The following is a 25,996-nucleotide window of genomic DNA, read 5'->3' as shown; positions in this document are numbered from 1 at the left end:
ACATCGACCGTGCACCCGAGCATGCCAGAATGCGCGCATGTCCAGCGCTGAGCCCTTCATGCCCGCCCACGAGCCTCGGGCGCCGCTTCCCCCGCAGGAGCACGACATCGACCACGACGTCGACGTCGTCTTCGATCCGGCTGAGCCTGGGGCCGGTGGCGGCGAGCCGGCGCAGCCGTGGCACACCGACGCCGCGGCGCCGCCGCTGCCCCGTCCGGTGCCGGGCGAGCACCTCACCGCCGAGCAGCTGGCCGCCGACTTCGCGTCCGACCAGACGGAATGACGAATGCCGTGTCCCGACGCACGGCGTCGGGACACGGCATCCGCTCACCCGAGGAGGAGGGCTGTCAGGCGCGAGCGGCCTCCGACACGCGCCGGGCCGCCGCGAGCGCCTGCGCGAGGTCGGCCTTGAGGTCGTCGATGTTCTCGAGGCCGACCGAGAGGCGCACGAGGCCCGGCGTGACACCGGTCGTGAGCTGCTGCTCGGGCGTGAGCTGCGAGTGCGTCGTCGACGCGGGGTGGATCACGAGCGAGCGGACATCGCCGATGTTGGCCAGGTGGCTGAAGAGCGACAGCGAGTTGACGAACTCGCGTCCCGCCTCGACACCGCCCTTGAGCTCGAACGACAGCACCGCGCCGACGCCCTTGGGCGCGTAGTTGTTCGCGGCGGCGTACCACGGCGAGGTCGGCAGGCCGGAGTAGTTGACCGACGCGACATCCGAGTGGTTCTCGAGCCACTCCGCGATCTCCTGCGCGTTCTGCACGTGGCGCTCGACGCGCAGCGACAGCGTCTCGATGCCCTGGATGAGCAGCCACGCGCTGTTCGGCGAGATCGCGGCACCGAGGTCGCGCAGCAGCTGGACGCGCGCCTTGATGATGTAGGCGAGGCCGTCGCCGACCGCCGCAGTGTACGACGCGCCGTGGTACGACGGGTCGGGAACCGTGAGGCCGGGGAACTTCTCAACGTTCTTCGACCACTCGAACGTGCCGCCGTCGACGATCACGCCGCCGATGGTGGTGCCGTGGCCGCCGAGGAACTTCGTCGCGGAGTGGACGATGATGTCGGCGCCGTGCTCGAACGGCTTGATGAGGTACGGGGTGGCGATCGTGTTGTCGACGATGAGCGGCACGCCGTTCACGTGCGCGACGTCGGCGACGGCGCGGATGTCGAGCACGTTGATCTTCGGGTTGCCGATGGTCTCGGCGAAGAAGAGCTTGGTGTTCGGCCGGACGGCGCGGCTCCACTCCTCGGGGTCGTCCTGGTTCTCGACGAACGTCGTCTCGATGCCGAGCTTCGCCAGCGTGTACTTGAAGAGGTTGTACGTGCCGCCGTAGATCGAGCTCGACGACACGATGTGATCGCCGGACTCCGCGATGTTGAGGACGGCGGAGGTGGCGGCGGCCTGGCCGCTCGCAAGGAGCAGCGCACCGGTGCCGCCTTCGAGTGCGGCGAGGCGCTCCTCGACGACGGCCTGCGTCGGGTTCTGGATGCGCGTGTAGATGTTGCCGAACTCCGCGAGCGCGAAGAGGTTCGCCGCGTGATCGGCGTTGTCGAAGACGTACGACGTCGTCTGGTAGATCGGGGTCGCGCGAGCCTTCGTCACCGGGTCGGGCTGGGCGCCCGAGTGGATCTGCTTGGTCTCGAAACGCCAGTTCTCGGGTGCGGACATGGCTTGCTCCTGCGGGTTCGGATGCCGGGAGCAGACGCCCCCAGCCGCGTTCGACAGTACGGACCGTGCCGCGTTGTCAACAACACCCGGGAAATGTGACGTAACCTCCCCGCTTCCCTTCTCAGCCGTTCGCGAGCGAACCAGTGTGGGGGCGGGCACGCGGGTGGGTAGCGTGGAGGCATGGCGAACAGACGCGCAGTGGTGACCGGGGCGAGCTCGGGGATCGGCGAGGCGGCGGTGCGCGCGCTGCGCGACACCGGGTGGGACGTGGTCGGGGTCGCGCGACGCGCCGACCGGCTCGCCGCGCTCGAGGCCGAGACCGGCGCCGTGGCCTTCGCGGCCGATCTCACGGCGGACGCCGACGTCGAGGCGCTCACCGGCTTCCTCGCCGAGACCGGCCCGGTCCACGCGCTCGTCCACATCGCGGGCGGCGCACGCGGTACGGATCGCGTCGAGGACGGCCGCGTCGAGGACTGGCAGTGGATGTTCGAGGTGAACGTCCTCTCTGCCCAGCGTCTCGTCTCGGCGCTGCTGCCGCAGCTGCGGCGGGCCGCGGCATCCGACGGCCACGCCGACACCCTCTTCGTGACCTCGACCGCCGCGCAGACGGCGTACGCCGGCGGCGCCGGCTACAACGCGGCGAAGGCGGGGGAGGCGATGCTCGCGCACGCACTGCGCCTCGAGCTCAACGGCGAGCCGATCCGCGTCATGGAGGTCGCGCCCGGCATGGTGCACACGCCGGAGTTCACGCTGAACCGGCTCGGCGGCGACAGTGCGGCCGCGGAGCGCGTGTACGACGGCGTGGAGAATCCCCTGACGGCGGGCGACGTGGCCGACGTCATCGCCTTCGCGCTGAACGCGCCCGGCCACGTCAACCTCGACCTCGTCACGATGCGGCCCGTCGCGCAGTCGGCCCAGTTCCTGCTGGCGCGCGGTCCGCTCCGTTCGCGCAGCACGGAGGAGCTCTGATGCCCACCGGCACGGCGCGCGTCCGCAGCACCGGGCTCGGCACGATGACGGCGACCCGGGCTCGGGTGTGATGGCCCTGACGCTGCCCGAGCTCGCCGATGCCGGCCTGATCGACCCGGACTGGTCGACGGCACTCGAACCCGTCGGTCCTGACATCGCCGCCCTCGGCGACCGGCTGCGTGCCGAGGTCGCCGAGGGGCGCCCGTACCTGCCGGCCGGCGACCGGGTGCTGCGGGCGTTCCAGCGCCCGCTGCCGGAGGTCAAGGTCCTCATCGTCGGACAGGACCCGTACCCGACCCCGGGGCATCCCATCGGACTCTCGTTCGCCGTCGACGCCGACGTGCGACCGCTGCCGCGGAGCCTGGCCAACATCTACCGGGAGCTCGAGACCGACCTGGGCATCCCGCGCGCGGCCCACGGCGACCTGTCGGCGTGGAGCGACCAGGGCGTCATGCTGCTGAACCGCGTGCTGACCGTGGCGCCCGGGGTGCCGGCGTCTCATCGTGGGTGGGGGTGGGAGAAGGTGACCGAGCACGCCATCCGCACGCTCGTTGCGCGTGGCCGGCCGCTCGTGGCGATCCTGTGGGGGCGGGATGCCGCAAATCTGCGGCCGCTCCTCGGCACGACGCCGATCATCGAGTCGGCGCACCCGTCGCCGCTGTCGGCCAGCCGGGGATTCTTCGGATCACGGCCGTTCTCGCGCGCCAACGAGCTGCTCGCGGAGCAGGGCGCCCCGCCCGTCGACTGGCGGCTGCCCGACTAGGGTGCAACGCACACAACCCAGGAGGAGTGCATGCTCGAGGAGGAATACGAGAAGGATCGGCGCCGGCTTCCCCGCCATCTGCAGCGGCAGCCCGAGCCCGAGCGCCCCTTCACGTTCACGATCCGGCCCGTCGAAGACCGTGACATGCCCGACATCCGAGAGATCTACAACTACTACGTCACCAACTCGGTGGTGACGTTCGACGAAGAGATCTGGTCGGTCGGCCAGTGGCGCAAGAAGCGGGACGGCCTTGCCGCGCAGGGACTGCCGTTCCTCGTGGCAGAGTCGCCGTCCGGTCAGATCCTCGGGTATGCGCTGGTGCAGCCGATGTCGAGCAAGTCGGCCTACCGGTTCTCGGTCGAGAACTCGATCTACCTGGGGCAGGCGGCCACCGGCAAAGGCCTCGGCAAAGCCCTGCTGGAGGCGCTCATCGAGGCGAGCGAGGCGGTCGGCATCCGTCAGATGGTCGCGGTGATCAGCGACAAAGGCGCCGAGGGCTCCATCGCACTCCACGAGAAGCTCGGGTTCGTCGAGGTCGGGCGGATGGGTCGTGTCGGGTTCAAGTTCGGGCGGTGGCTCGGAACGATCTACATGCAGAAGGCTCTCAAACCGGTCAAGAAGAAGGGCGTCTTCACCCGCTGAGAGTCAGCGACCGGCGCGTCCGGATCCAGAGGACCCGCCCTGGCGGTTCCAGTCGCGCACCGCGTCGACCAGCTCGCGCCACGCGCCGACGACTGCGTCGTCGGGCAGTTCCGCCTCGTGGGGATCCGCCCCCGACCACGTCGCGCGGATGAACCACACGAAGCCGTCGGGCATCGGCGCGCGCGGCGCTGACGGCGTGCCCTCGGAGGAGGCCGGTGCGTCGGCTGCGCTCCGAGGTGGATCCGTCGCCGGCGCGGCCTGATCCTTCGCGGCGGCGCCGTCCGCCTCGGCGCCGACGGGGGAAGGGGCCTCGCTCCAGGGGCAGCGGTCGATGAGCGAGATCCACTCGGATGCCTCGGACTCCGGCGGCTGCGCCGACCACCGGCGTGTGATGCCGGCGATGCCCCCGGTCCGCGCGACATCGACCTCGACGGCGGGCGTCGGGTCGGTCGCGCGGGGCGGGTCAGGGCTGGGTAACTGTGTCATCCGGGATCACGCCGACGCACGCCCACCCGGCGCGGACGGCGTCGACCTCCTCCGAGTTCTCACCGTACTCCGCGGCCGCCGCCGTCAGGGTGGCGCGGGCGAACGTCGTGAAGTCCGCCGTGGACGGCAGCGTGCCGGCCGTCAGCGTGCGGTACCAGACCAGGCCGGCACGCTCCCACGCGCGGCCGCCCAGCGCGGTGGCCGTGAGGTAGAAGGCGTGGTTCGGGATGCCGGAGTTGATGTGCACGCCGCCGTTGTCGTCGCGCGTCTGGACGAAGTCGCGCATGTGCGCCGGCTGCGGATCCTTGCCGAGCACGTCGTCGTCGTACGCCGTGCCGGGCGCGGCGAGGGATCGCAGCGCGCGCCCCTGCACGGCATCCGTGAAGATGCCCTCGCCGATGAGCCAGCTCGCCGCGTCTGCGGTCTGCCCATCGCGGTGCTGCTCGGCGAGGGCGCCGAACACGTCGGCGATCGACTCGTTGAGAGCGCCCGACTGCCCGCGGTACAGCAGCCCGCCCTCGTCCTCGACGACGCCGTGGGCGAGCTCGTGGGCGATGACACTGAGCGACCCGGTGAAACCCCGGAACACCTCGCCGTCGCCGTCGCCGAACACCATGCGCTCGCCGTTCCAGAACGCGTTGTCGTAGTCGCGGCCGTAGTGCACGGTGGCCAGGAGCGAGCTGCCCGACCCGTCGATGCTGTCGCGGGCGAAAGCGTCCCACCAGAGGTCGTAGGTGGCTCCGAGCCCGTCGAACGCCTGGTCGACGGCAGCGTCGCCGGTCGCCGGATCGTCTTCGCCGCGCACCCGCACGCCGGGCACGACCTCGCGCTGCTGCGCGTCGGAGATCTCACGGTCGGGAGCAGGCGTGGTCTCGGCGACGAGCGTGCCCGGCTCCTGGATCGACAGGCGCAGCCGCGACCGCACCGGGCGGTAGTCGCGGGGAGCGGCGAGGGTCGTGCGCGCCGCCTCGGCGGCGCGCGCCCAGCCCTCTTCCTGCGCGGCGGCGATACGGGCGAGCAGGTACGGCGGAACGATTCCGGGGGCCATGCTCCGAACCTATCGGCGACCGCCGACGCACACCGTGAAGGGGAGGTCTCCGCGTGCCGCCGCGTGCGGAAAGCTACCCTTTCGCGGTTCCGGCGTCGATGACGGGGATGGATGCCAGCAGCCGGCGCGTGTACGCCACCTGGGGCTGCAGCAGCACCTTCTCGGTCGGTCCCTCCTCGACGATGCGGCCGTCCTTCATGACGACGACCTCGTCGCACAGGTTCTGCACGACGCCGATGTCGTGCGAGACCAGGAGCAGTGTGAGCCCGTCGCGCCGGCGCAGTTCGCCCAGCAGGTCGAGGATCTGCGCGCGCACCGTGACGTCGAGCGCCGACAGCGGCTCGTCGCCCACGAGCAGGCGGGGGCGGTGCACGATCGCGCGCGCGAGCGCGACGCGCTGCCGCTGACCGCCCGAGAACTCGTGGGGGAAGCGGTCGGCCATCCCCGCCTCGAGTCCGACGTCCTCCAGCACCTCGCGCACGCGGGCGCGCCGGTCGCCCTCGATCCCCAGGGCCCACAGCGGCTCGCCGACGATGCGCCCGACGCTCATGCGGGGGTCGAGTGAGGCGTAGGGATCCTGGAAGACGATCCCCGTCTGCCGGCGCAGCCAGTGCAGTGACCGCGCCGAGGCGCTCGCATCCACCGGGCGTCCGTCGAACTCGACCGTCCCGGCCGAGGGCGTGTCGAGACCGAGCAGCAGGCGCACGAGGGTGGACTTGCCCGAGCCCGATTCGCCGATCAGCCCCACCGACGAGCCCTCCCGGACGTCGATGTCGGCATCCTCCAGCCCCGTCGTGAAGGCGCGTCTGCCGAACAGCTGCGTCTTGGGGGCGGGGTAGCGGCGCGTCAGCGCGCGGCCGCGGATCAGCACCGTCATGCTGTGCCCTCCGTGGTCTCGCCCCGGGCCACCGGCTCGTCGGCGCGGCCATCCGGGCGCCACAGCGTGGCGGTCGCGTCGCGCAGCAGCTCCTGCGTGACGACGGATGCCGGTGCCGAGAGCAGCTGCGCCACCGGCGCCTGCTCGACCACGCGTCCGTGCTCGAGCACCACGCCGTGCGTGGCGATCTGCGACAGCACGGCGAGGTCGTGCGTGATGAAGACGAGGGACATGCCGTCGTCGCGTGCGAGCGACAGCAGGAGGTCGAGGATCTCGGCCTGGATGGTGACGTCGAGCGCCGTCGTCGGCTCGTCGGCGATGAGCAGCCGGGGGCGGCAGGCGAGGGCCATCGCGATCGCGACGCGCTGCCGCTGGCCGCCCGACAGCTGATGCGGGTAGCGGGCCACGAGGCGGTCGGGGTCGGGCAGGGAGACACGGGATGCCTCGGCGACGGCGCGGGCGGCGGCATCCCGTTTCGACAGGCCCTGGTGGATGCGGATCGACTCGGCGATCTGACGGCCGACGGTGCGGATGGGGTTGAGCGCCGTGCGCGGCTCCTGAAAGACGATGCCGATCTCGTCGCCGCGGAGCTGTGCGAGCTCGGCATCGGCGAGGCCGAGGATCTCGCGGCCGTTCCAGCGCACGCTGCCTCCGGCCGTGGCCCCGTCGGGGAGCAGTCCCAAGACGGCCAGAGCTGTCAGCGACTTGCCCGACCCCGACTCGCCGATGAGGCCGACCCTCGCGCCGTCGGGCACCTCGAAGGAGACGCCGTCGACGACACGGCGCCCGCCGATGTCGATCGTGAGGTCGTGCACCTCGAGGCTCATGACACCACCTCGGGGATGTGCAGGCGTGCGCGGCGCGTGGCGAAGGGGCTGCGCGAGAGCGTCGGGTCGGTCGCCTCGCGGAGCCCGTCGCCGAGCAGGTTGAGGCCGAGGACGGTGAGCGTGATGGCGAGACCTGGCCAGACCACCGACAGCGGGTGCACCGCGATGAACTGCTGCAGCTGCGCCAGCAGCAGTCCCCAGGACGGCTCGGTCACCGGCGCGCCGAAGCCCAGGTACGACAGCCCCGCCTCGGCGAGCACGGCGACCGCCATGCCCCACGACAGCTGGACGATGAACACGGGGGCGACGTTGGGGAGAAGGTGCCGCCAGAGATTCTGCGTCGGGGTGAGACCCGATGCCCGGCCCGCGAGCACGAAGTCGCTCTGAAGCACCCGTCGAAGCTCCGGCCGGGTCACCCGCGCGATGTTCACGCCGAAGCCGATGCCCACCGCCCAGATCACCACCCAGAGCGACCCGCCCCACACCGCCGAGATCATCATCGCGATGATGAGCACCGGGAAGGCGATGAGGATGTCGACGAACACCGCCACCGACTCGCGCACCCACCGCACGGTCAGGGCGCCGAGCGCGGCGAGGGAGATGCCGATCGCCGTCGCGACGATGCCGGCGCCGACCGCGACCAGCACCGTGGTGCGGGCACCGGCCATCAGCAGGCTCAGGATGTCGCGGCCCGATCCGTCGGTGCCGAGGAGGTGCGGCCAGCCCGGCGGTTCCCAGCGGTTCGAGATCTCCACCTGCTGCGGATCGAACGGCGTCCAGAACCGGGCGACCACGGCGGTGAGGACGACCACCGCGACGACGATGAGGCCGAACCGGCCCGTCGAGAGCGCCCAGAGGCGCCCGAGCCACGCCCAGCGCGACCGACGCCGCGATGGGGGCGGCGCCGGGGCCGCGGCATCCGTGCTCCCTCCCTGTCCCGAATCCCTCACTGCATGTCCCGAAATCGATCGTTCCGCATCACCGGGAGCGACCGAAACTGGGACATGGTCCTCGTGATCACCGGTCCCTGAGCTTGTCGAAGGGCTCACGACGCCTCCCGCTGACGCGGGTCGATCACGCGGTGCAGCAGGTCGACGACGAAGCCGACGATCAGCACGAACCCGGTGAGCGCGAGCAGCTCGCCCTGCACCTTCGGCAGGTCGCGGGCGGCGACGTCGGCGACCAGCATGCGGCCGATGCCGGGGAGCGAGAACAGCTGCTCGATGACGACGGCGCCCACGATGATCCCGGCGACCTGCAGCCCGAGCACGGTGATCACCGAGAGGCCGACCACGGGCAGGCCGTGGCGGATGAGGGCCCGGTCGCGGGTGAGCCCCTTCGCCGCGGCGGTGCGCACGAAGTCCTGCCCGACCGCCTGCAGCGTCGCGCTGCGCACGAACCGCAGCAGCATGGCACCCTCGACGATGCCGATCGTGAGCGCCGGCAGGATCAGGGAGCGCAGCGCCGCCCACGGATCGTTCCAGCCGGCGCGGGGAAAGCCCTGTGCGGGCAGCCACCCGAGCCAGACGGCGAACACCACGACCAGCATCATGCCGGCCCAGACGACGGGGACGGCGGCCAGCGCCTGCGCGCCGACGCTGAGCGCCGTGCCGTCGGCGCGTCCGCGGCGCATCGCCGAGAGCGCCCCGAGCGGCACGCTGATCACGACAGCGATCAGGAGCGACAGGATGCCGAGGGGCACCGTCACCTCCGCCTTCTGGGCGAGCTCGTCGACGACGCTGGTGCCGGTGAGGAGCGACGTTCCGAGGTCTCCCCGGAACAGGCCGCCGATCCAGTCCAGGTACTGCGCCGGAAGCGGCCGGTCAAGGCCCAGCCGCTCCCGGATCGCGTCCTGCTGCTCGGCGCTGGAGCCGACGCCCGCGATGAGCGACGCGATGTCACCGGGGAGCACGCGGAGGGTGACGAAGATCAGCACGCTGGCGACGAGAAGCCCGAGCAGGAGCAGGGCGAGTCGGGTCAGCGTGTAGCGGATCACCCGTTGCTCTTGGCGATCTCGACGATGTTGAGGCGCTCGTTCACGTTGATCGAGGGCATACCGGTGATGTTAGTGCCGACGGCGATCACGGACGCACCGTTGTACAGCCAGTCGGCGGCGTGGTCCTCGGCGACGAGGCGGCCCGCCTGCTGCAGCAGGTCGGCGGCCTCCGCCTCGTCGGTGGCCGCGAGCGACTGGGCGTACAGCTCCTGCACCTCGGGGTTGTCGTAGGTGAAGTAGTAGTCCGGGTCGGCCCAGTTCTCGAAGTCGCGGGCCTCGGTGTGGAGCACGAAGCTCAGCTCGTAGTCCTTGTTCGTGTAGACGTCGGTGAGCCAGGTCGTGAAGTCGACGGAGTTCACGTCGAGCGTGATGCCGACCTCGTCGAGGTCCGACACCAGGATCTGCGGAATGGTCGTCGAGTAGAAGCTCGGGATCGTGAGCGTGAGCTCGAGGTCCTCGACGTCCGCCTCGGCGAGCAGCTCCCTGGCGGCCTCGGGATCGTAGGGGGCGACATCCGACAGGTCCTCGTAGCCGGGGTCCAGCTCGGGGATCGGCCCGTACTGGGTCTGTCCCGACGCCAGCGCCTCGATGATGGCGTCGTGGTCGATCGCCTGGCGGATGGCCTGTCGCACGCGCTTGTCGGCGAGTGGGCCGGAGGTCTGGTTGAACGCCAGCGTGCCCTTGTCGGTGGACTGGCCGAGTTCGAGCGCGAAGTCGCCGTTCGCCTCGACCTGCTCCTGCAGGTTCGCGTCGAATCCGGTGAGCACGTCGATCTCGCCCGCCAGCGCCGCGTTGAGGGCCGCCTGGTTGTCGGGGATGTAGTCGAACACCACCTCGGCGGCGGCCGCCGCGTCGCCCCAGTAGGCGTCGTTGCGGGTGAACGTGATGCTGTCGCCCTGGCGCCAGTTCGCGAGGACGAACGGGCCGGTGCCGTTTGCCTTGGTCTTGTAGTCGACGGTGTCGCCCTCCTTGAGGACGATGCCGGCGCGACCGGTGAGGTTCCACAGCAGTGTCGAGTCCGGTGCGCTCAGCGTGAGGCTGACGTCCTGCCCTTCGGCCGCGATCGAGGTCACGTTCGCGAGCCGCGCCGAGTCGCGCCATCCGGGGGTGTCGCGGCGGGTGGTGAGCGACCAGACGACATCCTGCGGCGTCAGCGGCTGCCCGTCGTGGAAGGTGACGCCCTCACGCAGCGTGAAAGTGTAGGTCAGGCCGTCGGGCGAGACGGTCCAGTCACTCGCGAGCGCGGGCACGATGTCCTGCTCGGGGGTGCGGGCGACGAGTCCCTGGTAGATGTTGTCGACCAGGATCTGATCCAGCGCCGAGCCCGCCGTCTCGCGGATGTCGAGGTTTCCGGGCTCCAGCACCAGCCGGATCGCGACCGACGCATCGGGGTCGGGCTCGCCCGTCGACGTGGGCGCGGTCTCGCCGCCGCCGCCGGCGCAGGCGGTGAGGGCGAGGAGGCCGGCGGCCAGGAACGCGGCGGTGGCGAGAGTGGTGCGGCGGAGCATGAGGTCCTTTCGGGAGGGTCCCGGTGCTGTGCGGCGACTGCTGGTGTGCGGTGACGGCGCCGATCGGGGCGGCAACGTGCGGGTAACAGCCTAGGGATATCGCAGGGTGAGGCGGCAACCCGCTTCCCGCAACGCAACAGAAGCGTTAGAGCTTCCCGCAGGCCGTGCAGCGGCTCCTGCGTCCCCGGTCGTTGAGCGAGCGAGGAACGACCGAGACGAAACGCCTGCACCCGGCGCAGACCGTCAGTCGTTCGGGGCGTTTCGTCTCGGTCGCCGGCGCTCCCTCGCTCAACGACCGGAGAGAGACGGCCCCGGTCAGTTCACGCCGGCCAGCGTCCGCAGGCGCCCGCCGAGCTCGAGGGGGATCTCCTCCTGCACGTTGTGGCCCGACGGGACGGTGACGACGGATGCCTCGGGCACGCGTCGCAGGAACTCCGCGGCATCCACTTCCGTCACGTAGCCGCGGTCGCCGCGGATGAGCGTCGTCCGCGCCGCGACGGTGGCGAGATCCTCCCAGCCGGCCTCGTCGAGCACCGACGCGACGGCATCCTGCCGAGGCACGGGAGAGGCCGATGCGGCATTCGCGAGGTGCGCGAAGTGGTGCTTCCACTCGACGCGCCCGTCGGGGCGTACACGGGAGTTGAAGTACACACCGCGCTCGGCCTTGCGTCGGGTGCCGCCGCCGAGTCCGAACGACAGCGCGCGGTCGACGAGCTCGTCGCGCGACGCCCAGTCGACCGGTCCGGCGAAGAAGTCGCGGATCTGGGTCGGGCCCGCGTTCGGGTCGACGCCCGGCGTGATGTCGATGACGACCAGCTCGCGGACGAGATCCGGACGGGATGCCGCCACCGCGGCGGCGGTCAGCCCTCCGAGCGACTGACCGACGAGCAGCTGCGGCGCGTCGGTCCACGCCGCGATGCCGTCGGCCACATCCGGGGCGAGCACGCGCGCGACATAGGCGGCGTCGTCGCGCCACGACGAGTCGCCGTGACCAGGCAGGTCGATCGCGAGCGCGGGCAGCCCGAGCGCGAGGATCGTCGTGTCCCAGGTGTGCGCGTTGAGGCCGGCGCCGTGGAGGAAGGTCACGACGGGTGCGGCGTCCGGTGCGTCGGCGGGGGAGTAGCGCAGGGCGCTGAGCCGGCGGCCGCTCGCGAGGGGGAGGGTGAGGCGCTCGCCGCGGGGAGGGGGAGCGTCGATGCCGGCCTCGGCCGCCTGCTCGGAAAGGAACGAGAACTCGTCGATGGGGTCGCTCACCCGCTCATCATGCCGCACCGGGAAGGTGTTCGACCCGGTGCCGCCTGCCCGTCGGTAGTCTGGCGTCATGACGGCAGAACACCGCGTGCACCTCTCGCGAGCGGCGCGACCCGCCTACCAGGCGCTCTCCGCGTTCTCGAAGACCGTGGGCGGCATCGCCGCCGAGAACGGCATCGACGACCGGCTCAAGGAGCTCGTGCAGATCCACGCCTCGCAGCTCAACGGCTGCGCCTACTGCGTGCGCGTGCACGTCGAGCGTGCCGGCGCCGCCGGGATCACGGCAGACGACATCGCGCAGCTCCCGGTGTGGCGCGAGTCCGGTGTGTTCTCCGACCGGGAGCGGGCGGGGCTGGAGCTCGCCGAGGCCTACGTGTACATCCACGAGGAGGGCATCCCCGACGAGGTCTACGACAGCGTCGGCGGCGTGCTGAGCGAGAAGGAGTACGTCGCGCTCAGCTGGATCCTCGTGTCGATCAACGCGTTCAACCGCATCGCGATCGCGGGCCGCTACAGCACTCCGCCGCGCGACGACCTCGTCGGCGAAGACAAGGACGCCGCCGCGGGCGCCGCGTGGTGACAGAGCCCGCACCGGCGCCGGGCGACGCTCTGCCGCCGGATCCGTTCGTCTCCGGCGCGATGAACCTCCGCGACGTGGGTGGCCTGCGCGCGGGGTCCGGGTCGACGCGTCACGGTGTGCTGTTCCGGTCGGGCAACCTCGCTCGGCTGGATGCCGACGGCACCCGTGCGCTCGCGGAGCTGCGGCTGCGCCGCATCATCGACCTCCGGGCCGACGACGAGGTCGCGCGCGAGCCCAGCCGCATCTCCGGGCTCGACGTCGTCACCCAGCGCGTGCCCCTCTTCCTCGGCTCGGTCGAGTCGTTCTTCCGCGACGACCTCAGCCTCGATGAGATGTACCGGCGCCTCGTCGACGACTCGTCGGCGGGTGTGGTCGCGGTCGTGCGCGGCATCCTCGCCGATCAGCCGGTGCTCGTGCACTGCACCGTCGGCAAGGACCGCACCGGCGTGACGATCGCGCTGACGCTCGCCGCGGCCGGCGTCGACGCCGAGGCCGTCGTCGGGGACTACGCGCGCACCGAGGGGCTGCTCCCGCCGCGGCGCAATCGCCGCATCGTCGAGATGCTGCGAACGATGCATCCCGAGGCGGTGCACCTCGAGGACCTCGCGACGCGTTCCCCGGCACCGGTCATGCGCGCGCTGCTCGACGATGTGACCCACCGCTACGGCTCGGCCGAGGAGTACCTGCGCGCGCACGGCCTGGCCGACGACGAGATCGTTGAGCTCCGCCGCGTGCTGCTGAAGCCCGGCGTCTGAGCTGCGGCATCCGTCGCCGTATGTCGCGGTGTATCAGGAACGGTGTATCAGTGAGGTAAGGCAACCCTTCATAGTGGGTATACTGGAGGAGCCATGCCCCACACCACTCAGACTCAGGCCGTCGCGCACAACGCGTCGGCGTGCCGCGCGTCGCGTCATACGCGCGTGCAGCACCTGATCACCGCTGACGAGTCCTCGCTGGCCGAGCTCGAGGCCGTGCTGGCGACCCTGCCGATCTGCTCGACGGGCCGGGTCTTCATCGAGATCCCGGATGACTCGTGGCAAGCGGATATCACCGCGCCGAGCCGCATGGTCGTGACGTGGCTCGATCGCTCGCAGCGCTCCGGCGCCCCCGGCACGGGTCGTGGGTGCGGATCGGGCGAGGCGCTCGCGCGCGCCGTCACCGCCTGGGCCGACGAGATGCTCTGCGCCGAGGACGACCAGACCCGCATCCACCTGCTCGGCGGCTACCTGGGCACGGCCGACATCGTCGACCACCTCGTCGATCTCGGCATCCGTGCGGACTCGATCCACGCGCCCGAGCAGTACGGTCTGACGACCGCCCGCTGACCGCAGCGCCCCGGCGATGTGCCGCCGGCCCCCGGCGCGCGCCGTCGCGACGTGATCTTCATCCGGGCGACGTCGCTGGACGATTTCGTCAGGCGGCGCCGCGGGGCACGTAGTTGCCGTCGGCCAGCCCGGCTTCGATCTCGAACCGGTTGCGGAGCGGGTTGCGGCCCGCCAGCAGGTACAGCAGCGGCATCAGCAGCCCGTAGCGCTGCCATTGACGCTTGTGCACGGCCTCGTGGCGCAGCAGTGCATCGCTGAGGCGGCCGTCGCCGGTGAGGAAGCATCCGCCGACGCATGAGCCGCCCCGCGGGAACGTCCACCGTGGCATCCCACGGAACACCCACAGCCCCTCGCGCTTCTCGATGGGGCCGGTGCTCCAGAGCGTCCCCCAGATCCACCCGACCGCACACCCGTACCAGTAGCCGACGCGGCTGACGGGCGAGTCCAGCAGGAACGAGGGGATGAGCTCGTCCTGGCGCCGGCCGCGGAGCACGGCGCGCTCGGCGGCAGCGTGCCAGCCCGGCGGCGGCGTGGGGATCGGACTCACGCGAGCGCTCCGATCACGCGGAGGATCGCGCCGAGGTCGTCGGTGGCCGCCGCGGCGGACGCGGGGGAGTAGCCGGCCAGGGATGCCCCCACCATGGGCACCCGGGCGCGCAGGCGCCCGATCGCCGAGGTCAGCTCGACGACGGTGACGCCGAACGGCTCGGGGTGGGCGTTGCCGGCGATCTCGGCCGGATCCAGGGCGTCGATGTCGACGTGGATGTAGACCGCGTCGGCGCCGGTGGCGAGCACCGCCTCCGCGAGGGCGTCGGGATCGCGCAGCGCCTCCACGGTCAGTGCCGTGATGCCGAACTCCTCGACGGCGGCCAGTTCGGGGTCGTCGTACGAGCGCGCCCCGCCGACGACGACCCGGTCGCCTCGGACCGCCCCGTCCAGTGAGAGCTCCGGCACACCATCGCCGATCACGGCGCGCAGCACCATGCCCGCGAACGCGCCGGACGCCGACGTGTCGGGCGAGTTGAGATCGGGGTGCGCGTCGATCCACACCACCGCGAGGCCGGGGGACCGGCGTGCCGCGTGCGCGATCGGCGCGAGGGCGATGCCGCAGTCGCCGCCGATCGTGAGGACGTGCTCTTCGGGCGCGTCGACGTCATGCGCCTCCAGCGCGTCGGCCACCAGCCCCCGCACGCGCTGCAGGGCGCTGAGGCGGTGGATGCCGGTGCCCAGAGCCTCTCCGGCCTCCATGGGCACATCCAGCACGGTGGTCGAGGATCGGGGCAGGTCTCCTGCGATCGCGTGGGCGCCGTCGATGAGCTGCATCGCACGGGAGGACGGGCTTCCCTGCCACTGCGGAACCACGAGATATCGCGTCATCCCCTCATCTTCGCGCACCGCGCCGGCCCGCGGCATTCGTGCCGCGCAGTGGCCGCACGCTGCCGGCGAACGGGCGCCGGCCCCGCGCACGGAGAAGGGCGCCGGATCCGTGCGGACCCGGCGCCCTTCTCGTCGAACCGGGAGTCAGTTCTCGATGGCAGCCTGCACCGGCGCACCGCCGGTCTTGAGCGCCGCGAGGCGTGCCTCGACCTCGGTCAGCTCGCCGACGTCCTCGAGGGCGTTGAACTGCTGGTCGAGGCTCGACGCGGCCAGCTCCTGCTTGCCGGCGGCCAGGGCCTCCTGGCGACGCACCTTGTCTTCGAACCGGCCGAGCTCGCTCGTCGGGTCGAGCACGTCGATCGACTTGACCGCGTCGTGCACCTTGTTCTGCGCCTCGGCGGTCTTGGCACGCGCGAGCAGCTCGGAGCGCTTGGACCTCAGCTGCTCGAGCTTCTGCTTCATGCCGTTGAGGCCCTCTTTGAGCTTCTCGACGACCTCGTTCTGCGTCGCGATGGTGGGCGCGATCGCCCGCGCCTCATTCTCCTCGCTGATCTGGCGCTGCAGCGCGATCTTGGCGAGGTTGTCGAACTTGTCGGCGTCGGTGGTGTTGCCCGCCTTGCGCAGCTCGTCGGCCTTGCGGCTGGCGGCGAGGGCCTTGTTGCCCCACTCGGCGGCCGCCTGGACGTCCTCCTGGTGGTCGCGCTCGAGCAGGCGCAGGTTGCCGATCGTCTCGGCGATGGCCGACTCGGCGTCGGCGATCGAGTTCGTGTAGTCGCGCACGAGCTGATCGAGCATCTTCTGCGGGTCCTCGGCAGAGTCGAGGAGCGCGTTGATGTTCGCCTTCATGAGGGTCGAGATGCGACCGAAGATGGACTGCTTCGCCATCGGATTTCCTTCCTATCGGACTTCAGTTCCGGGTGTGGTGAGTCTGGGTGTGGTGAATCTGAGTGTGGTGAGTCGGACAGTGGTCAGTCTGACTGCGGTGAGTCTGGTCTGGAGATGGATGCCGTGCGCCACGCGTGCGGTCGGCTCCGCGCGGAGGGGTCAGAAGCGGCCACCTCCTCGACGGGCGCGTGTGCCGCCGCCTCCGAAGCTACCGGGTCGCATACCGCCGCCGGAGGATCGGCCGCCGCCGCCCAGCATGCCGCCCAGGCCGCCGAGCCCGCCGCCGGAGGAGCGGCCGCCGCTCAGCACGGAGTTGAGCACGATGCCGCCCAGTACCGCGCCGAGCATGCCGCCGCCGGACTGACCGCCGCCCTGCGGGCCGCCGAACATGCCGCCCATTCCTCCGCCGTCGAACGCGCCGACGTCGTTCTGTGCGAGCTGGATCGCCTGCCCTGCGAGCTGATCGGCGCGTTGCGCCTGCAGCAGCGCCTGCTGCGGGTCGCCCGCCTGCAGCGCGTGCGCCCGGGCGAGCGAGGCGCCGGCCTCGGCGAGGCGCGTGCGAGCCTGTGCTCCGACCGCACCGCGGCGCGCGGTGATGTAGTCCTCGGCGGCCGACACCTGAGCCTGCGCCTGCATCATGACCTGGCCGACCATCTGGCGCGCGCGCTCGGCCTGGGCGGCGGCATCCCGCACGCCCTGCACGAGCGAGTCGATCTGCGCGTTGGCCGCCTCGAGGCTCTGCAGCGCGGCGAGCGGTCGCCGTGCGGTGCCGGTGAGCTGCGTGCGTGCGGCGTCGAGCTGCTGCCGTGTGCCGGCGATGACGCTCGCGATGCGCCCGTCGGTGTCGGGGAGGGCCGCCGCCGCGGCGATGTCGCTTTCGAGTTCGGCGACCAGGGCCGTCGCGTTGCGCTCACCAGCGGAGAGATCGGCCGCCAGTTTCTCGATGGCGTCCTCGAGGAGCGTGGCCTGACCCACAGCCTCTTCGGCGGCTCGGATGCCGACTGCCGCCTCCCCGCCGTCGCCGGCGCCGATGGCGGTCTGCGCGGCGGCGAGCTGCTCGTCGGCGAACGCCAGGCGCTGACGTGCCTGCGCGGGGTTGTCGACGACGGTGGCGAGCGCCTCCGGCGCATAGGTCGACTGCAGCTGCTGCAGCTGCGCGGCGGCCTGATCGAGGGATGCCGCGGCCTTCGCCCGCTCCTCCTGCACACGTGCGAGCGCCTCGGGAGCGTTCTGCTCGAGCTTGCGCAGCTCGTCGAAGGCGGCCGCCTTCTCGTCGAGCAGGGTGTTGGACGCCTCGCAGAGGGCGATGATGCGCTCGTTCCACGCGCGGGCGTCGGCCTCGGAATCGGGATCGGCGTCGTCGAGCTTCTGCTTGAGCCCGAACGCCTCGTCGAGGTTCTGCTGCGCGGTCGCGAGCGCCGCCTCGAACTCCTCGGTGGCGGCATCGCCGAACTGCGCCTTGGCGAAGCCGAGCTCCTGGCCGCTGGTCTTGAGCGCGTCGTCGGTCTCGACGAGGAGCGTCGCCGCGCGCCTTTCGAGCTCTTCGATGCTCGGCTGCGGCGGACCGTTCGGTGCACCCGGCACCGCGCCCCGTGTGCGCCGGCGCCGCAGGAACATCACGAGCAGCACGATGCCGACTCCGACGACCACGATCAGGAGGAGCCAGGTGAGCCACGATCCGCCGCCGGAGGCGCCGGAGTCGACCCCGCCCGAACCGCCGCCGGCAGCGTCGGTGAGGCCGTCGGCCGCGGCATCGACGGCGCCGAGCCAGTCGTCCTGCGCGAGCGCAGGCTGGATCCGCTGCTGCTCGATCGCGGCGACCTGGTCTTGGGTGAGCGGGCCGGCCGGGTCGGCCGAGAGGTAGTACTGGCGCCCCTCGGTGGCGACCGCGAGAAGGTACTGCGTGACCCCGAGTCCGTTGTCGTCGGCGGTCTGGTTCGCCCAGTCCGCAGCGTCGGCGGGGTCGGTGAAGTCGTCGACGTAGACGACCCAGAGGTCGAGTCCGGTGTCGGACTTCAGCTGCTCGAGGCGGCTCTGCGCCTCGGCCTCCTCTGTCGCCGACAGCACGTCCACGTCATCGACCACGAAGACCGAGGGGAGCGAGACCGGGGGAGTCGCCTGCGCGATCCCGCCGCCGATCGCCGTGATCGCGACCACCGCAACGGACGCCAGCGCTGCAGCCCATCGCAGTCGCATCGATCCCCCCTCTGGGACTCGGGTTCCCCTCCGGCGAGTCTATTCAGCCGCGGGGATACGACGATAGCCCACGGCTCCCTTCCCGCATGTGTGTTCGCCGTGAACGTACCCGTGCTCCCGGCGCCACACGGCGCAGCGGTGCGGGTCGCTGCGGGGCGGTGCAGTGGCCGGCCGGTAATCTTGCCGATTCGGAAGGAGCACCATGGACGATCGCTACGGCGGGGATGTGCTGGCCACGGGCTGGAAAGGCCACGGGGTGCGCGAAGTGCCGCGGGTGCCGGCATCCCGCGATCTCGTCGTCGAGGTGGCGGACGACGGATTCTGCGGCGCTGTGGTCGGCGTCTCGGGCGGGTTGGTCGAGCTCGAGGACCGCACCGGTCGCCGACGCCTGTTTCCGCTGGGCCCCGGGTTCCTCATCGAGGGCAGGGACGTCGTGCTCGGCCCGCCCGTCGCAACGCCGGTGCGCACCGGCCCGCAGCGGACGGCGTCGGGGTCGTTCGCCGCCGCCGACGCCCGTGCGCGCACAGCGCGAGCCAGCCGCATCCTGGTGGAGGGCCGGCACGACGCCGAGCTCGTGGAGCGGGTGTGGGGTGACGACCTGCGAGCCGAGGGCGTCGTCGTGGAGTACCTCCAGGGCATCGATCTGCTCGATGCCGCACTCGACGAGGAGCCGCCCTCTGCGCAGCGCCGCTACGGCGTGCTCGTCGACCACCTGGTGCCGGGCTCGAAGGAATCGCGCATCGCCGACACCATCGCCCGCGGCCGCCACGGTGCGCACGTGCTGATCGTGGGGCACCCGTGGGTCGACGTGTGGCAGTGCGTCACCCCCCGTGCCATGGGCATCGAGCGCTGGCCCGAGGTGCCTCGCGGCACCGAGTTCAAGGTGGGGGTGTGCCGCGCGCTCGGCTGGCCCGCGCGCGACCAGGCCGACATCGCGCGCGCCTGGCAGCGCATCCTGGCCTCGGTGAAGACCTACCGCGACCTCGAGCCGGCTTTCCTGGGCCGCGTCGAGGAGCTCATCGACTTCGTCACCGTCGCGCATTGAGGCGGCGCGGGCTTCCCGTCCGTGACCGCTTGCGTTTCCTGCGGCCGCTGCGTCGGGGACAGCCGCGCTCGCCGGGGACTGCCGCCCTCGCCGGAGCGGCGGCGTCGGGCGGGCTGGGTAGCCTGGTGGGGTGACGAACCCTGCCGCGCCCGAGCCCCGTACCTTCCGCGAGAAGCCGGTGTCGTTCGTGCGCCGGAGCGGACGGATGTCGGAGGCGCAGGATCGCGCCTGGAGCGAGCTCGCCCCGCATTACGTGATCGACGTGCAGCGCGATCTCGCGGCGACCAGCATCCTGCCCGGATCGTCGATCGACCCGGCCGCGGTGTGGGGGCGCGAGGCGCCGCTCATCGTCGAGATCGGATCGGGTCAGGGGCACGCGATCGTGCACGCCGCGACCTCGCGGCCCCACGACGACTTCCTCGCGATCGAGGTCTTCCGGGCGGGGCTCGCCCGCACCATGCTCGATGCCGACCGCGCCGGCGCGCGCAACCTGCGGCTGGTCGAGGCGAACGCGCCCGAGGTGCTGCAGCACCTGCTGCCGGCGGCATCCGTCGACGAACTGTGGGTCTTCTTCCCCGACCCGTGGCACAAGAAGAAGCACACCAAGCGACGCCTCGTGGCCGAGGGTTTCGCCGAGATCGCGGCGACCGCCCTGCGGGACGGCGGCATCCTGCGCCTGGCCACCGACTGGGAGGACTACGCCCTGCAGATGCGCGCCGTCCTGGCCGCGGCGCCGGAGTTCGAGCCGACCTTCGAGGGGGACTGGGCGCCGCGCTTCGAGGGCCGGGTGCTCACGGCGTTCGAGCGCAAGGGCGCGCGCGTGGGACGCGACATCCGCGATCTGTCGTACCGCCGCGTCGCGAGGTCATGAGCGCGAGCCCGGGGCCGGTCCCAGGGCCCGATCCGATCCCCGGCGTCGCCCCGGCCACACGCCGCGACCACTGGCGATTCGTGCGCCCGCTCGCTCACCGCGACTTCCGCATGCTGTTCGGCGCGGTCGTGCTCTCGATCTTCGGCGCCGGCATGTGGGCCGTCGTCATGGTCTACACCGTGATCGGCGCGGGAGGCGGTCCGGTGGACCTCTCGCTGGTCGCCGCTGCGAACGCCGTCGGGCTGCTGGTGTGCGCGATCCCGGGCGGCATCGCCGCCGATCGCATACCGCGACGTCTGCTGCTGCGCGTCGTCGAGCTGCTGAACCTCGTCGCGATCACATCCGTCGCGGTGGCCGGCGTGCTGGGGGCCGTGTCGATCCCGCACCTCGCGATCGTCGCCTTCGTGCTCGGAGCGGGCGCCGGCTTCTTCTTCCCCGCCTACAGCGCGATCCTGCCTCGCATCCTGCCGCCTGCCCAGCTGCTCGCGGCGAACGGGCTCGAGGGTGCGATCCGCCCGGCGCTGCAGCAGGCCGCCGGCCCCGCAGCGGCGGGCATGATCGTCGCCGCCGTCCTCGCACCTGCCCACGCGGCGTGGGGCGTGGTCGCCGCGCACGCGCTCGCGCTGGTGCTGCTGCTGTTCGTGCGGCCGGAGCCGCCCGTCGCGGAGGGCGAGGAGCACGAGCCGGCAGCCGGCGTGCGGGGAGTGCTGCACGACCTGCGCGAGGCCGTCGCGTTCACCGTGCGGACGCCCTGGCTGCTCTGGACCCTGCTGTTCGCGACCGGCTGGGTGCTCGTTTTCCTCGGACCGGAGGAGGTGCTGCTGCCGTTCCTCACCCGCGAGCGGATCGGCGAGGATCCGCGGCTGTTCGGGTTCCTCCTCGCGATCTACGGCATCGGCGGCGTGCTCGGCTCGATCGTGGTGTCGTCGATGCGGCTGCCTCGGCGCTACCTGACGGTGATGATCGGCGTCTGGTCGGTCAGCACGCTGCCCTTCGCCGTCGTGGGCGTCACGCACGAGTACTGGGTGATGGCGCTGTGCCTGTTCCTCGTGGGGTTCGGGTTCAGCTACGGCAACGTGATCTGGGGCACGCTGCTGCAGCGGCGCGTGCCCCGCCGCATGCTCGGACGCATCTCGAGCCTCGACTTCTTCGTGTCGCTCGCGCTGATGCCCCTGTCGATGGCGCTCGCCGGCCCGCTCGCCGAGGTGGTGCCCATCGAGGCGATCTTCATCGCCGCGGGCGTGATCCCGCTCGTGCTCGGCGTGCTGGCGTACCTCGTGGCCCGGATGCCCGAGGATGAGATCGCGCACCCGCTCGACCGCTGACGCCCACCGACCCCCGGAGCCGCCCCGCATGCCTGCACACCCCGACGCCCCGCCCGCGCCGGTCGTGGCCGCGTGGTCATGGCGGCTGGTGCCCGCCCTCCTCGTGTGCCTGGCCGCCCCGGCCTTCTTCGTCGCGCGGGTGCCCTGGCTCGGCTGGCTGCTGCTGGCAGCCGGGCTCGCGACCGCCCTGCTGGTCGAGCGGACGCTCCCCACGAGCTCTCCGGGCGACGCCGTGGCACCGCGCGGAGCCTCTGAGCGCCGGGGCCCGCCCGCAGCCGCCGCGCCGGGCGACGCCGTGCGTGCGGGCTCGAGCATCGAGACGGCGACGGCCACCGGCATCCGTCCGCCGTCGCTGCTGCGCGACCTCTCGCTCATCGCCGTGGGGCTGCTCATCGTGAGCGCCATCCCGCTGAAGGCCGAGCTCGACAACCTCGCGATCCTGCGGTTCGCGCTCGCTCTGGGCGGCGCCGTGGCAGTCCCTTACGTGATCTCGCGGTGGGTGTATCGCGACGGAGCCGGGCAGCGGGGGGCGATCCGCTTCCCCTGGCGCGGCGGCGGGCGGTGGACCCGGTTCCAGTGGACCTGGCTGGTCGCGGTCCTGCTCCTCGGGTGGCTGATCCTGCCGTTCTACTTCATCACCTCCGGGGTGTACCTCAACTGGCCCGTCGTGAACACCCCCGAGCTCATCGCGCGGCTCTTCGTCGGCGTGGGCGCGGTGGGCATCTGGGACGAGCTGTTCTTCATCTGCACCTGCTTCGCGCTGCTGCGGCGCCACTTCCCGTTCTGGCAGGCCAACGTGCTGCAGTCGGTGGTGTTCGTCTCGTTCCTGTGGGAGCTCGGGTACCAGGCGTGGGGCCCGCTGCTCACGATCCCGTTCGCCCTGCTGCAGGGCTTCATCTTCATGAAGACGCGCTCGCTCGCCTACGTCGTGACCGTGCACCTGCTCTTCGACGCCGTCGTGTTCCTCGTCCTCGTTCACGCGCACAACCCCGGGATGCTCGACGGGCTCTTCCTCGTGTGACCCTTTCGCGATTCCACTGCCCAGGGCGTGCCCAGGGGGAGTGGCTAGGGTGGGCCGTGGATCCTAGACCGGATCCCCGGACGACGGATCAGTACCCGGTGAGCGACAAGACTGGCCAGGAGCACAGTCATGTCGTGGGTCGTTCTCATCGTGTCCGGAGTCCTCGAGGCCGTCTGGGCCACCGCGCTCGGCAAGAGCGAGGGGTTCACCAAGCTCTGGCCGACCGTCGTCTTCGGCGTCTCTCTGCTGCTGAGCATGGGCGGTCTCGCCTGGGCGATGCGCGACATCTCCACCGGCACCGCCTACGCGGTATGGGTGGGGATCGGCGCGTCGCTCACCGTCGCGTACGCCATGATCACGGGCGACGAGGCGTTCTCCATCGTCAAGATGCTGCTGATCCTCGGACTGGTGGGCTGCGTCGTCGGCCTCAAGCTCGTGGGCCACGAGTGAGGCGGAGGGGCGGATGCCGCGGCATCCACCCCGCGGCCTCTCTCACTTTCAACCTGACGTCGAGATGACTTCCGGGTGAACCCTTGACGACGCCCGTGCGGGGGAGGACATTCGATAGTGCGAAGTGAACACAGAGACGAGGAACCCGAAAGGGAGCCGGATACGGAAACCGTACTTCGTGCAGACGATCCCCCCGGCGCTTAGGCACCGAGGGGATCATCGCTGTGCGCCGGGCATCGCCGGGGCTCGTGCACGAAGCCGGAGCCCCGGCGAGGCTCGCTCGGCGGCGCGCCCCGCGCCCCTATCCTGACGACGTGGATTTCAGCACCTTCCTGAGCACGCCGATCACGTGGTGGCAGGTGCTCTGGGCGGTGCTGTCCCTGGTGGCAGGCTGGGTCGCCTCGCGGTTCGCCAAGCGCGGCGTCGTCGATCTGATGGGCCACGTGCCGACGGCGACGCCCGCGGCCACGCGGTTCGCCGCGCGCCTCGCGCAGTACACGCTGCTGCTGCTGGGCGTCGGCGTCGCTCTGGCGTTCCTCGGCGCCAACGTGCAGCCGGTACTGGCCGTCGTGCTGGTGCTGGCGGTCGTCGCGGCGCTGGTGCTGCGCGGCGTGGCCGACAACTTCGCCGCGAGCGTGCTCATCGCCACCCGCAAGCCCGTCACGCTGGGCGAGGAGATCACCGTCGAAGGACCGGACGGCGAGCCCCTGACCGGCACCGTCATCGAACTGAACTCTCGCGCCGTGGTCTTCACGACGCCCGACGGACGCACCGCCCACGTGCCGAACGCGAAGCTGCTGGCCGAGACCCTCGTCAACAACTCCCGGCACGGTGGCGGCGCAGCGAGGTGCAGGTGCGCGTCGAACGTGCCGACGCGAGCCTCGCCGACATCACCGCGACGCTGACGGATGCCGCAGCCGCCGTCGACGGCGTGCACCCCGAGCCCGCGGTCGGCGTGCTCGTGTCGGCCGTCTCCGACGCGCGCGTCACCGCGAGGGTCCAGTTCTGGCATACCTCGTCGACCGCGCTCGGCGTGACGTCGGCGGTGGTGGCGGCGTTGACCGCGGGCCTCGCGGAGCGGGGGTGGGCGGCGACCGTCACGAGCGAGGCCGTCGGTCCGCCGCTCGTGCCGGGCGATCGGGTGTGATGCTGCCCAGACGTGCCAAGGTGGACACGTTCGTTTCCTCCCCACGCCCCTCAGGAGCCGGCATGCAACGACCTCTTGCGGGGTTGACCAGGCACAATCTCGTCACGGAGCTGACGGCCGGCGTCACCCTGCTCGCGATCGCGATCCCCCTGAACATCGGATACGCCCAGATCGCGGGGCTCCCGCCGACGGCGGGCCTTTACGCGCTCATCGTGCCGACGCTCATCTATGCGCTCATGGTGTCGTCGCGGCAGCTGGTGGTGTCGCCGGATGCCGCGGCCGCGGCGCTCGTCGCCTCGTCGATCGGCGGGCTGGCGGCCGCGGGCAGCGCGGACTACGCGAGCCTCGCCCTGGCGCAGGCCATCATCAGCGGCATCCTGTTCGTGCTCATGGCCGTGTTCAAACTCGGCTTCCTCGCCAGCTTCCTCTCCAAGCCGATCCTCGTCGGGTTCGTCGGCGGTCTCGCGCTCGACATCATGGTGAGCCAGATCGCAAAGATGCTCGGCGTGAAGATCGATTCCGGCGGCGAGTTCGTCGAGAAGGTGTCGGGGCTCATCCTGGGGCTGAACACGTTCAACGCGTGGTCGCTCGGCGTCGCCGCCGCCTCGGTCGCGGTGCTGCTGCTCGGACGACGGTTCCTGCCGCGGATCCCGTGGGCGCTGGTGGTGCTGATCGCGTCGACGATCGTGGTCGTCGTGGCGGATCTCGACGACCGGGGCGTGGACGTGCTCGGCGCGGTGCCCGCGGGCCCTCCCGCGCTCACGTGGCCCGTCCTCGACTGGACCATGTGGTTCGCCCTCGTGCCGTCCGCGATCGCGCTCACCCTGGTGACCACCGCCGAGGGCCTTCTGGTGTCGCGCTCGTATGCCGAGAAGCGCGGCTATCCGTTCCACGCGAACCGCGACCTGCTCGCGCTCGGCCTCGGCAACGTGGCCGCCGGCGCGCAGGGCAGTTTCGCGATGGGCGCCTCGACATCGCGCACCGCCGCGATGGACCAGGCCGGCTCCCGCACCCAGCTGCCGTCGCTCGTGCTCGCGGTGGGGACGCTGCTGCTGCTGATGTTCGGGACGGCGCTGCTCGCGGACATCCCGTCGCCCGCCATCGGCGCCGTGGTCGGGGTCGCGATCCTGCCGCTGCTGGGCATCCGCGAGTTCCGTCAGCTGTGGCGTCAGGACCGCTTCGAGTTCGCCGTCGCGGCGACATGCTTCCTCGTCACCCTCTTCGTCGGCGCGATTCCCGGCATCCTGGTCGCGTTCGTGCTCGCGCTCATCAACCTCGCCCAGCGCGCCGCGAATCCGACGATCGACGTGCTCGAGGCGAACGACGACGCCAAGCAGTCCCTGCTGGAGGATGCCCCCACCGGGGCCACGACCGCGCCCGGCCTGGTCGTCGTGCGCATGGCCGCGCCGCTCTTCTTCGCCAACGGCGCGGTGTTCACCGCGGCGGTCAAGCGCGCGGTCACCGGCGCCGACCAGCCGGTGCGCCACGTGGTCGTCGACATGGAGGCGGTCACCGACATCGACGTCACCGGCGCCGAGGCATTCGAATCCCTCGAGCACTGGCTACGCGACAACGACGTGACGCTCGCATTCAGCCGTGTCCGGCCGCCTACCAGGGCCCGGCTGGAGGAGCTCGGACTGGTGTCGGGTCAGGCGTTCTTCGCCACCAATCGAGCGGCGGTCGCGGCGCTTGCCGGTCGCGACGGCGCTCCGCAAGACTGAGGATCCGGCCGTCCGG

The 25,996-nt window shown here is 71.5% G+C and carries 28 protein-coding genes and 1 riboswitch; of the genes, 15 read left to right on the top strand and 13 right to left on the bottom strand.

The window, feature by feature from the left end:
* Positions 1–37 precede the first annotated feature (37 nt).
* The gene (locus tag B1729_RS00405) at positions 38–283 is read left to right on the top strand and encodes a hypothetical protein (protein ID WP_163616401.1); all 246 of its coding nucleotides are present in this window, start codon (positions 38–40) and stop codon (positions 281–283) included.
* 64 nt (positions 284–347) lie between these two features.
* Here B1729_RS00405 and B1729_RS00400 read toward each other — a convergent pair whose 3' ends face one another.
* The gene (locus tag B1729_RS00400; protein ID WP_163616403.1) at positions 348–1,670 is read right to left on the bottom strand and encodes a bifunctional o-acetylhomoserine/o-acetylserine sulfhydrylase; all 1,323 of its coding nucleotides are present in this window, start codon (positions 1,668–1,670) and stop codon (positions 348–350) included.
* Between the two features lie 180 nt (positions 1,671–1,850).
* Here B1729_RS00400 and B1729_RS00395 point away from each other — a divergent pair, with 180 nt between their 5' ends.
* From B1729_RS00395 to B1729_RS00385, 3 genes are all read left to right on the top strand, one after another.
* Positions 1,851–2,639 (top strand): SDR family oxidoreductase, encoded by a 789-nt coding sequence (locus tag B1729_RS00395; protein ID WP_204259977.1) that lies wholly within the window; start codon positions 1,851–1,853, stop codon positions 2,637–2,639.
* A gap of 70 nt (positions 2,640–2,709) precedes the next feature.
* On the top strand, positions 2,710–3,402 hold the full coding sequence (locus tag B1729_RS00390) for a uracil-DNA glycosylase (protein WP_163630070.1): 693 nt from the start codon (positions 2,710–2,712) through the stop codon (positions 3,400–3,402).
* A 30-nt stretch (positions 3,403–3,432) separates the two neighbouring features.
* A complete protein-coding gene (locus B1729_RS00385) occupies positions 3,433–4,044 on the top strand; it encodes a GNAT family N-acetyltransferase (protein ID WP_163616407.1) in 612 nt (203 codons plus the stop codon).
* Between the two features lie 3 nt (positions 4,045–4,047).
* On the opposite strand, the gene B1729_RS00380 is transcribed toward B1729_RS00385, so the two are convergent.
* From B1729_RS00380 to B1729_RS00345, 8 genes are all read right to left on the bottom strand, one after another.
* Positions 4,048–4,530 (bottom strand): hypothetical protein, encoded by a 483-nt coding sequence (locus B1729_RS00380; protein ID WP_239539273.1) that lies wholly within the window; start codon positions 4,528–4,530, stop codon positions 4,048–4,050.
* The gene (locus B1729_RS00375) at positions 4,508–5,578 is read right to left on the bottom strand and encodes a M4 family metallopeptidase (protein ID WP_163616409.1); all 1,071 of its coding nucleotides are present in this window, start codon (positions 5,576–5,578) and stop codon (positions 4,508–4,510) included. Before B1729_RS00375 ends, B1729_RS00380 begins: the two co-directional genes overlap by 23 nt.
* A gap of 73 nt (positions 5,579–5,651) precedes the next feature.
* A complete protein-coding gene (locus B1729_RS00370) occupies positions 5,652–6,455 on the bottom strand; it encodes an ATP-binding cassette domain-containing protein (protein WP_204318826.1) in 804 nt (267 codons plus the stop codon).
* A complete protein-coding gene (locus B1729_RS00365; protein ID WP_163616418.1) occupies positions 6,452–7,282 on the bottom strand; it encodes an ABC transporter ATP-binding protein in 831 nt (276 codons plus the stop codon). Before B1729_RS00365 ends, B1729_RS00370 begins: the two co-directional genes overlap by 4 nt.
* Positions 7,279–8,106: an ABC transporter permease gene (locus B1729_RS00360; RefSeq protein ID WP_163616474.1), complete on the bottom strand. Its 828-nt coding sequence runs from the start codon at positions 8,104–8,106 to the stop codon at positions 7,279–7,281. The genes B1729_RS00365 and B1729_RS00360 overlap by 4 nt, the downstream gene beginning before the upstream one ends.
* Before the next feature lie 221 nt (positions 8,107–8,327).
* The gene (locus tag B1729_RS00355) at positions 8,328–9,278 is read right to left on the bottom strand and encodes an ABC transporter permease (RefSeq protein WP_163630068.1); all 951 of its coding nucleotides are present in this window, start codon (positions 9,276–9,278) and stop codon (positions 8,328–8,330) included.
* On the bottom strand, positions 9,275–10,786 hold the full coding sequence (locus B1729_RS00350; RefSeq protein WP_163630066.1) for an ABC transporter substrate-binding protein: 1,512 nt from the start codon (positions 10,784–10,786) through the stop codon (positions 9,275–9,277). Before B1729_RS00350 ends, B1729_RS00355 begins: the two co-directional genes overlap by 4 nt.
* Positions 10,787–11,101: 315 nt before the next feature.
* Positions 11,102–12,040 (bottom strand): alpha/beta hydrolase, encoded by a 939-nt coding sequence (locus B1729_RS00345; protein ID WP_239539279.1) that lies wholly within the window; start codon positions 12,038–12,040, stop codon positions 11,102–11,104.
* Between the two features lie 67 nt (positions 12,041–12,107).
* Between B1729_RS00345 and B1729_RS00340 the strand changes: the two genes are divergently transcribed.
* The 3 genes from B1729_RS00340 (at position 12,108) to B1729_RS00330 (ending at position 13,942) form a co-directional block, all read left to right on the top strand.
* Positions 12,108–12,617 (top strand): carboxymuconolactone decarboxylase family protein, encoded by a 510-nt coding sequence (locus tag B1729_RS00340; RefSeq protein WP_163616426.1) that lies wholly within the window; start codon positions 12,108–12,110, stop codon positions 12,615–12,617.
* Entirely contained in the window at positions 12,614–13,372 is a 759-nt protein-coding gene (locus tag B1729_RS00335; RefSeq protein WP_239539268.1) for a tyrosine-protein phosphatase, read from the top strand. The genes B1729_RS00340 and B1729_RS00335 overlap by 4 nt, the downstream gene beginning before the upstream one ends.
* Before the next feature lie 93 nt (positions 13,373–13,465).
* A complete protein-coding gene (locus tag B1729_RS00330; protein WP_163616428.1) occupies positions 13,466–13,942 on the top strand; it encodes an SIP domain-containing protein in 477 nt (158 codons plus the stop codon).
* Between the two features lie 88 nt (positions 13,943–14,030).
* Here B1729_RS00330 and B1729_RS00325 read toward each other — a convergent pair whose 3' ends face one another.
* The 4 genes from B1729_RS00325 to B1729_RS00310 form a co-directional block, all read right to left on the bottom strand.
* Entirely contained in the window at positions 14,031–14,489 is a 459-nt protein-coding gene (locus tag B1729_RS00325; protein ID WP_204318825.1) for a Fe-S oxidoreductase, read from the bottom strand.
* Complete coding sequence (locus tag B1729_RS00320) at positions 14,486–15,319, bottom strand: arginase family protein (protein WP_163630062.1); 834 nt, start codon at positions 15,317–15,319, stop codon at positions 14,486–14,488. Before B1729_RS00320 ends, B1729_RS00325 begins: the two co-directional genes overlap by 4 nt.
* 144 nt (positions 15,320–15,463) lie before the next feature.
* Complete coding sequence (locus tag B1729_RS00315) at positions 15,464–16,204, bottom strand: PspA/IM30 family protein (RefSeq protein ID WP_163616432.1); 741 nt, start codon at positions 16,202–16,204, stop codon at positions 15,464–15,466.
* A gap of 159 nt (positions 16,205–16,363) precedes the next feature.
* Entirely contained in the window at positions 16,364–18,400 is a 2,037-nt protein-coding gene (locus B1729_RS00310; protein WP_163630060.1) for a TPM domain-containing protein, read from the bottom strand.
* Positions 18,401–18,602: 202 nt separating this feature from the next.
* Here B1729_RS00310 and B1729_RS00305 point away from each other — a divergent pair, with 202 nt between their 5' ends.
* The 8 genes from B1729_RS00305 (at position 18,603) to B1729_RS00270 (ending at position 25,980) form a co-directional block, all read left to right on the top strand.
* A complete protein-coding gene (locus tag B1729_RS00305; RefSeq protein WP_163630057.1) occupies positions 18,603–19,445 on the top strand; it encodes a DUF3097 family protein in 843 nt (280 codons plus the stop codon).
* 130 nt (positions 19,446–19,575) lie between these two features.
* A complete protein-coding gene (gene trmB / locus B1729_RS00300) occupies positions 19,576–20,316 on the top strand; it encodes a tRNA (guanosine(46)-N7)-methyltransferase TrmB (protein ID WP_163630055.1) in 741 nt (246 codons plus the stop codon).
* Positions 20,317–20,426: 110 nt separating this feature from the next.
* Entirely contained in the window at positions 20,427–21,641 is a 1,215-nt protein-coding gene (locus tag B1729_RS00295; protein WP_239539276.1) for an MFS transporter, read from the top strand.
* 28 nt (positions 21,642–21,669) lie between these two features.
* Complete coding sequence (locus B1729_RS00290) at positions 21,670–22,662, top strand: CPBP family intramembrane glutamic endopeptidase (protein ID WP_204259981.1); 993 nt, start codon at positions 21,670–21,672, stop codon at positions 22,660–22,662.
* A gap of 54 nt (positions 22,663–22,716) precedes the next feature.
* A riboswitch (guanidine-III (ykkC-III) riboswitch) is annotated at positions 22,717–22,782 on the top strand.
* Positions 22,783–22,791: 9 nt separating this feature from the next.
* The gene (locus tag B1729_RS00285) at positions 22,792–23,112 is read left to right on the top strand and encodes a multidrug efflux SMR transporter (RefSeq protein ID WP_163616439.1); all 321 of its coding nucleotides are present in this window, start codon (positions 22,792–22,794) and stop codon (positions 23,110–23,112) included.
* A 314-nt stretch (positions 23,113–23,426) separates the two neighbouring features.
* On the top strand, positions 23,427–24,017 hold the full coding sequence (locus tag B1729_RS00280) for a mechanosensitive ion channel domain-containing protein (RefSeq protein ID WP_163630053.1): 591 nt from the start codon (positions 23,427–23,429) through the stop codon (positions 24,015–24,017).
* Positions 23,966–24,259 (top strand): hypothetical protein, encoded by a 294-nt coding sequence (locus B1729_RS00275; RefSeq protein WP_163630051.1) that lies wholly within the window; start codon positions 23,966–23,968, stop codon positions 24,257–24,259. Before B1729_RS00280 ends, B1729_RS00275 begins: the two co-directional genes overlap by 52 nt.
* A gap of 62 nt (positions 24,260–24,321) precedes the next feature.
* Positions 24,322–25,980, top strand: coding sequence for a SulP family inorganic anion transporter (locus B1729_RS00270; RefSeq protein ID WP_163630049.1), 1,659 nt, complete (start codon positions 24,322–24,324; stop codon positions 25,978–25,980).
* Positions 25,981–25,996: the final 16 nt, after the last annotated feature.

It is taken from the genome of Microbacterium sp. B35-04, from assembly GCF_010634885.1.
Taxonomy (GTDB): Bacteria; Actinomycetota; Actinomycetes; order Actinomycetales; family Microbacteriaceae; genus Microbacterium.
The sequence above is the reverse complement of the archived record's forward strand: the minus strand, read 5'-3'. Positions and strand labels throughout refer to the sequence as shown.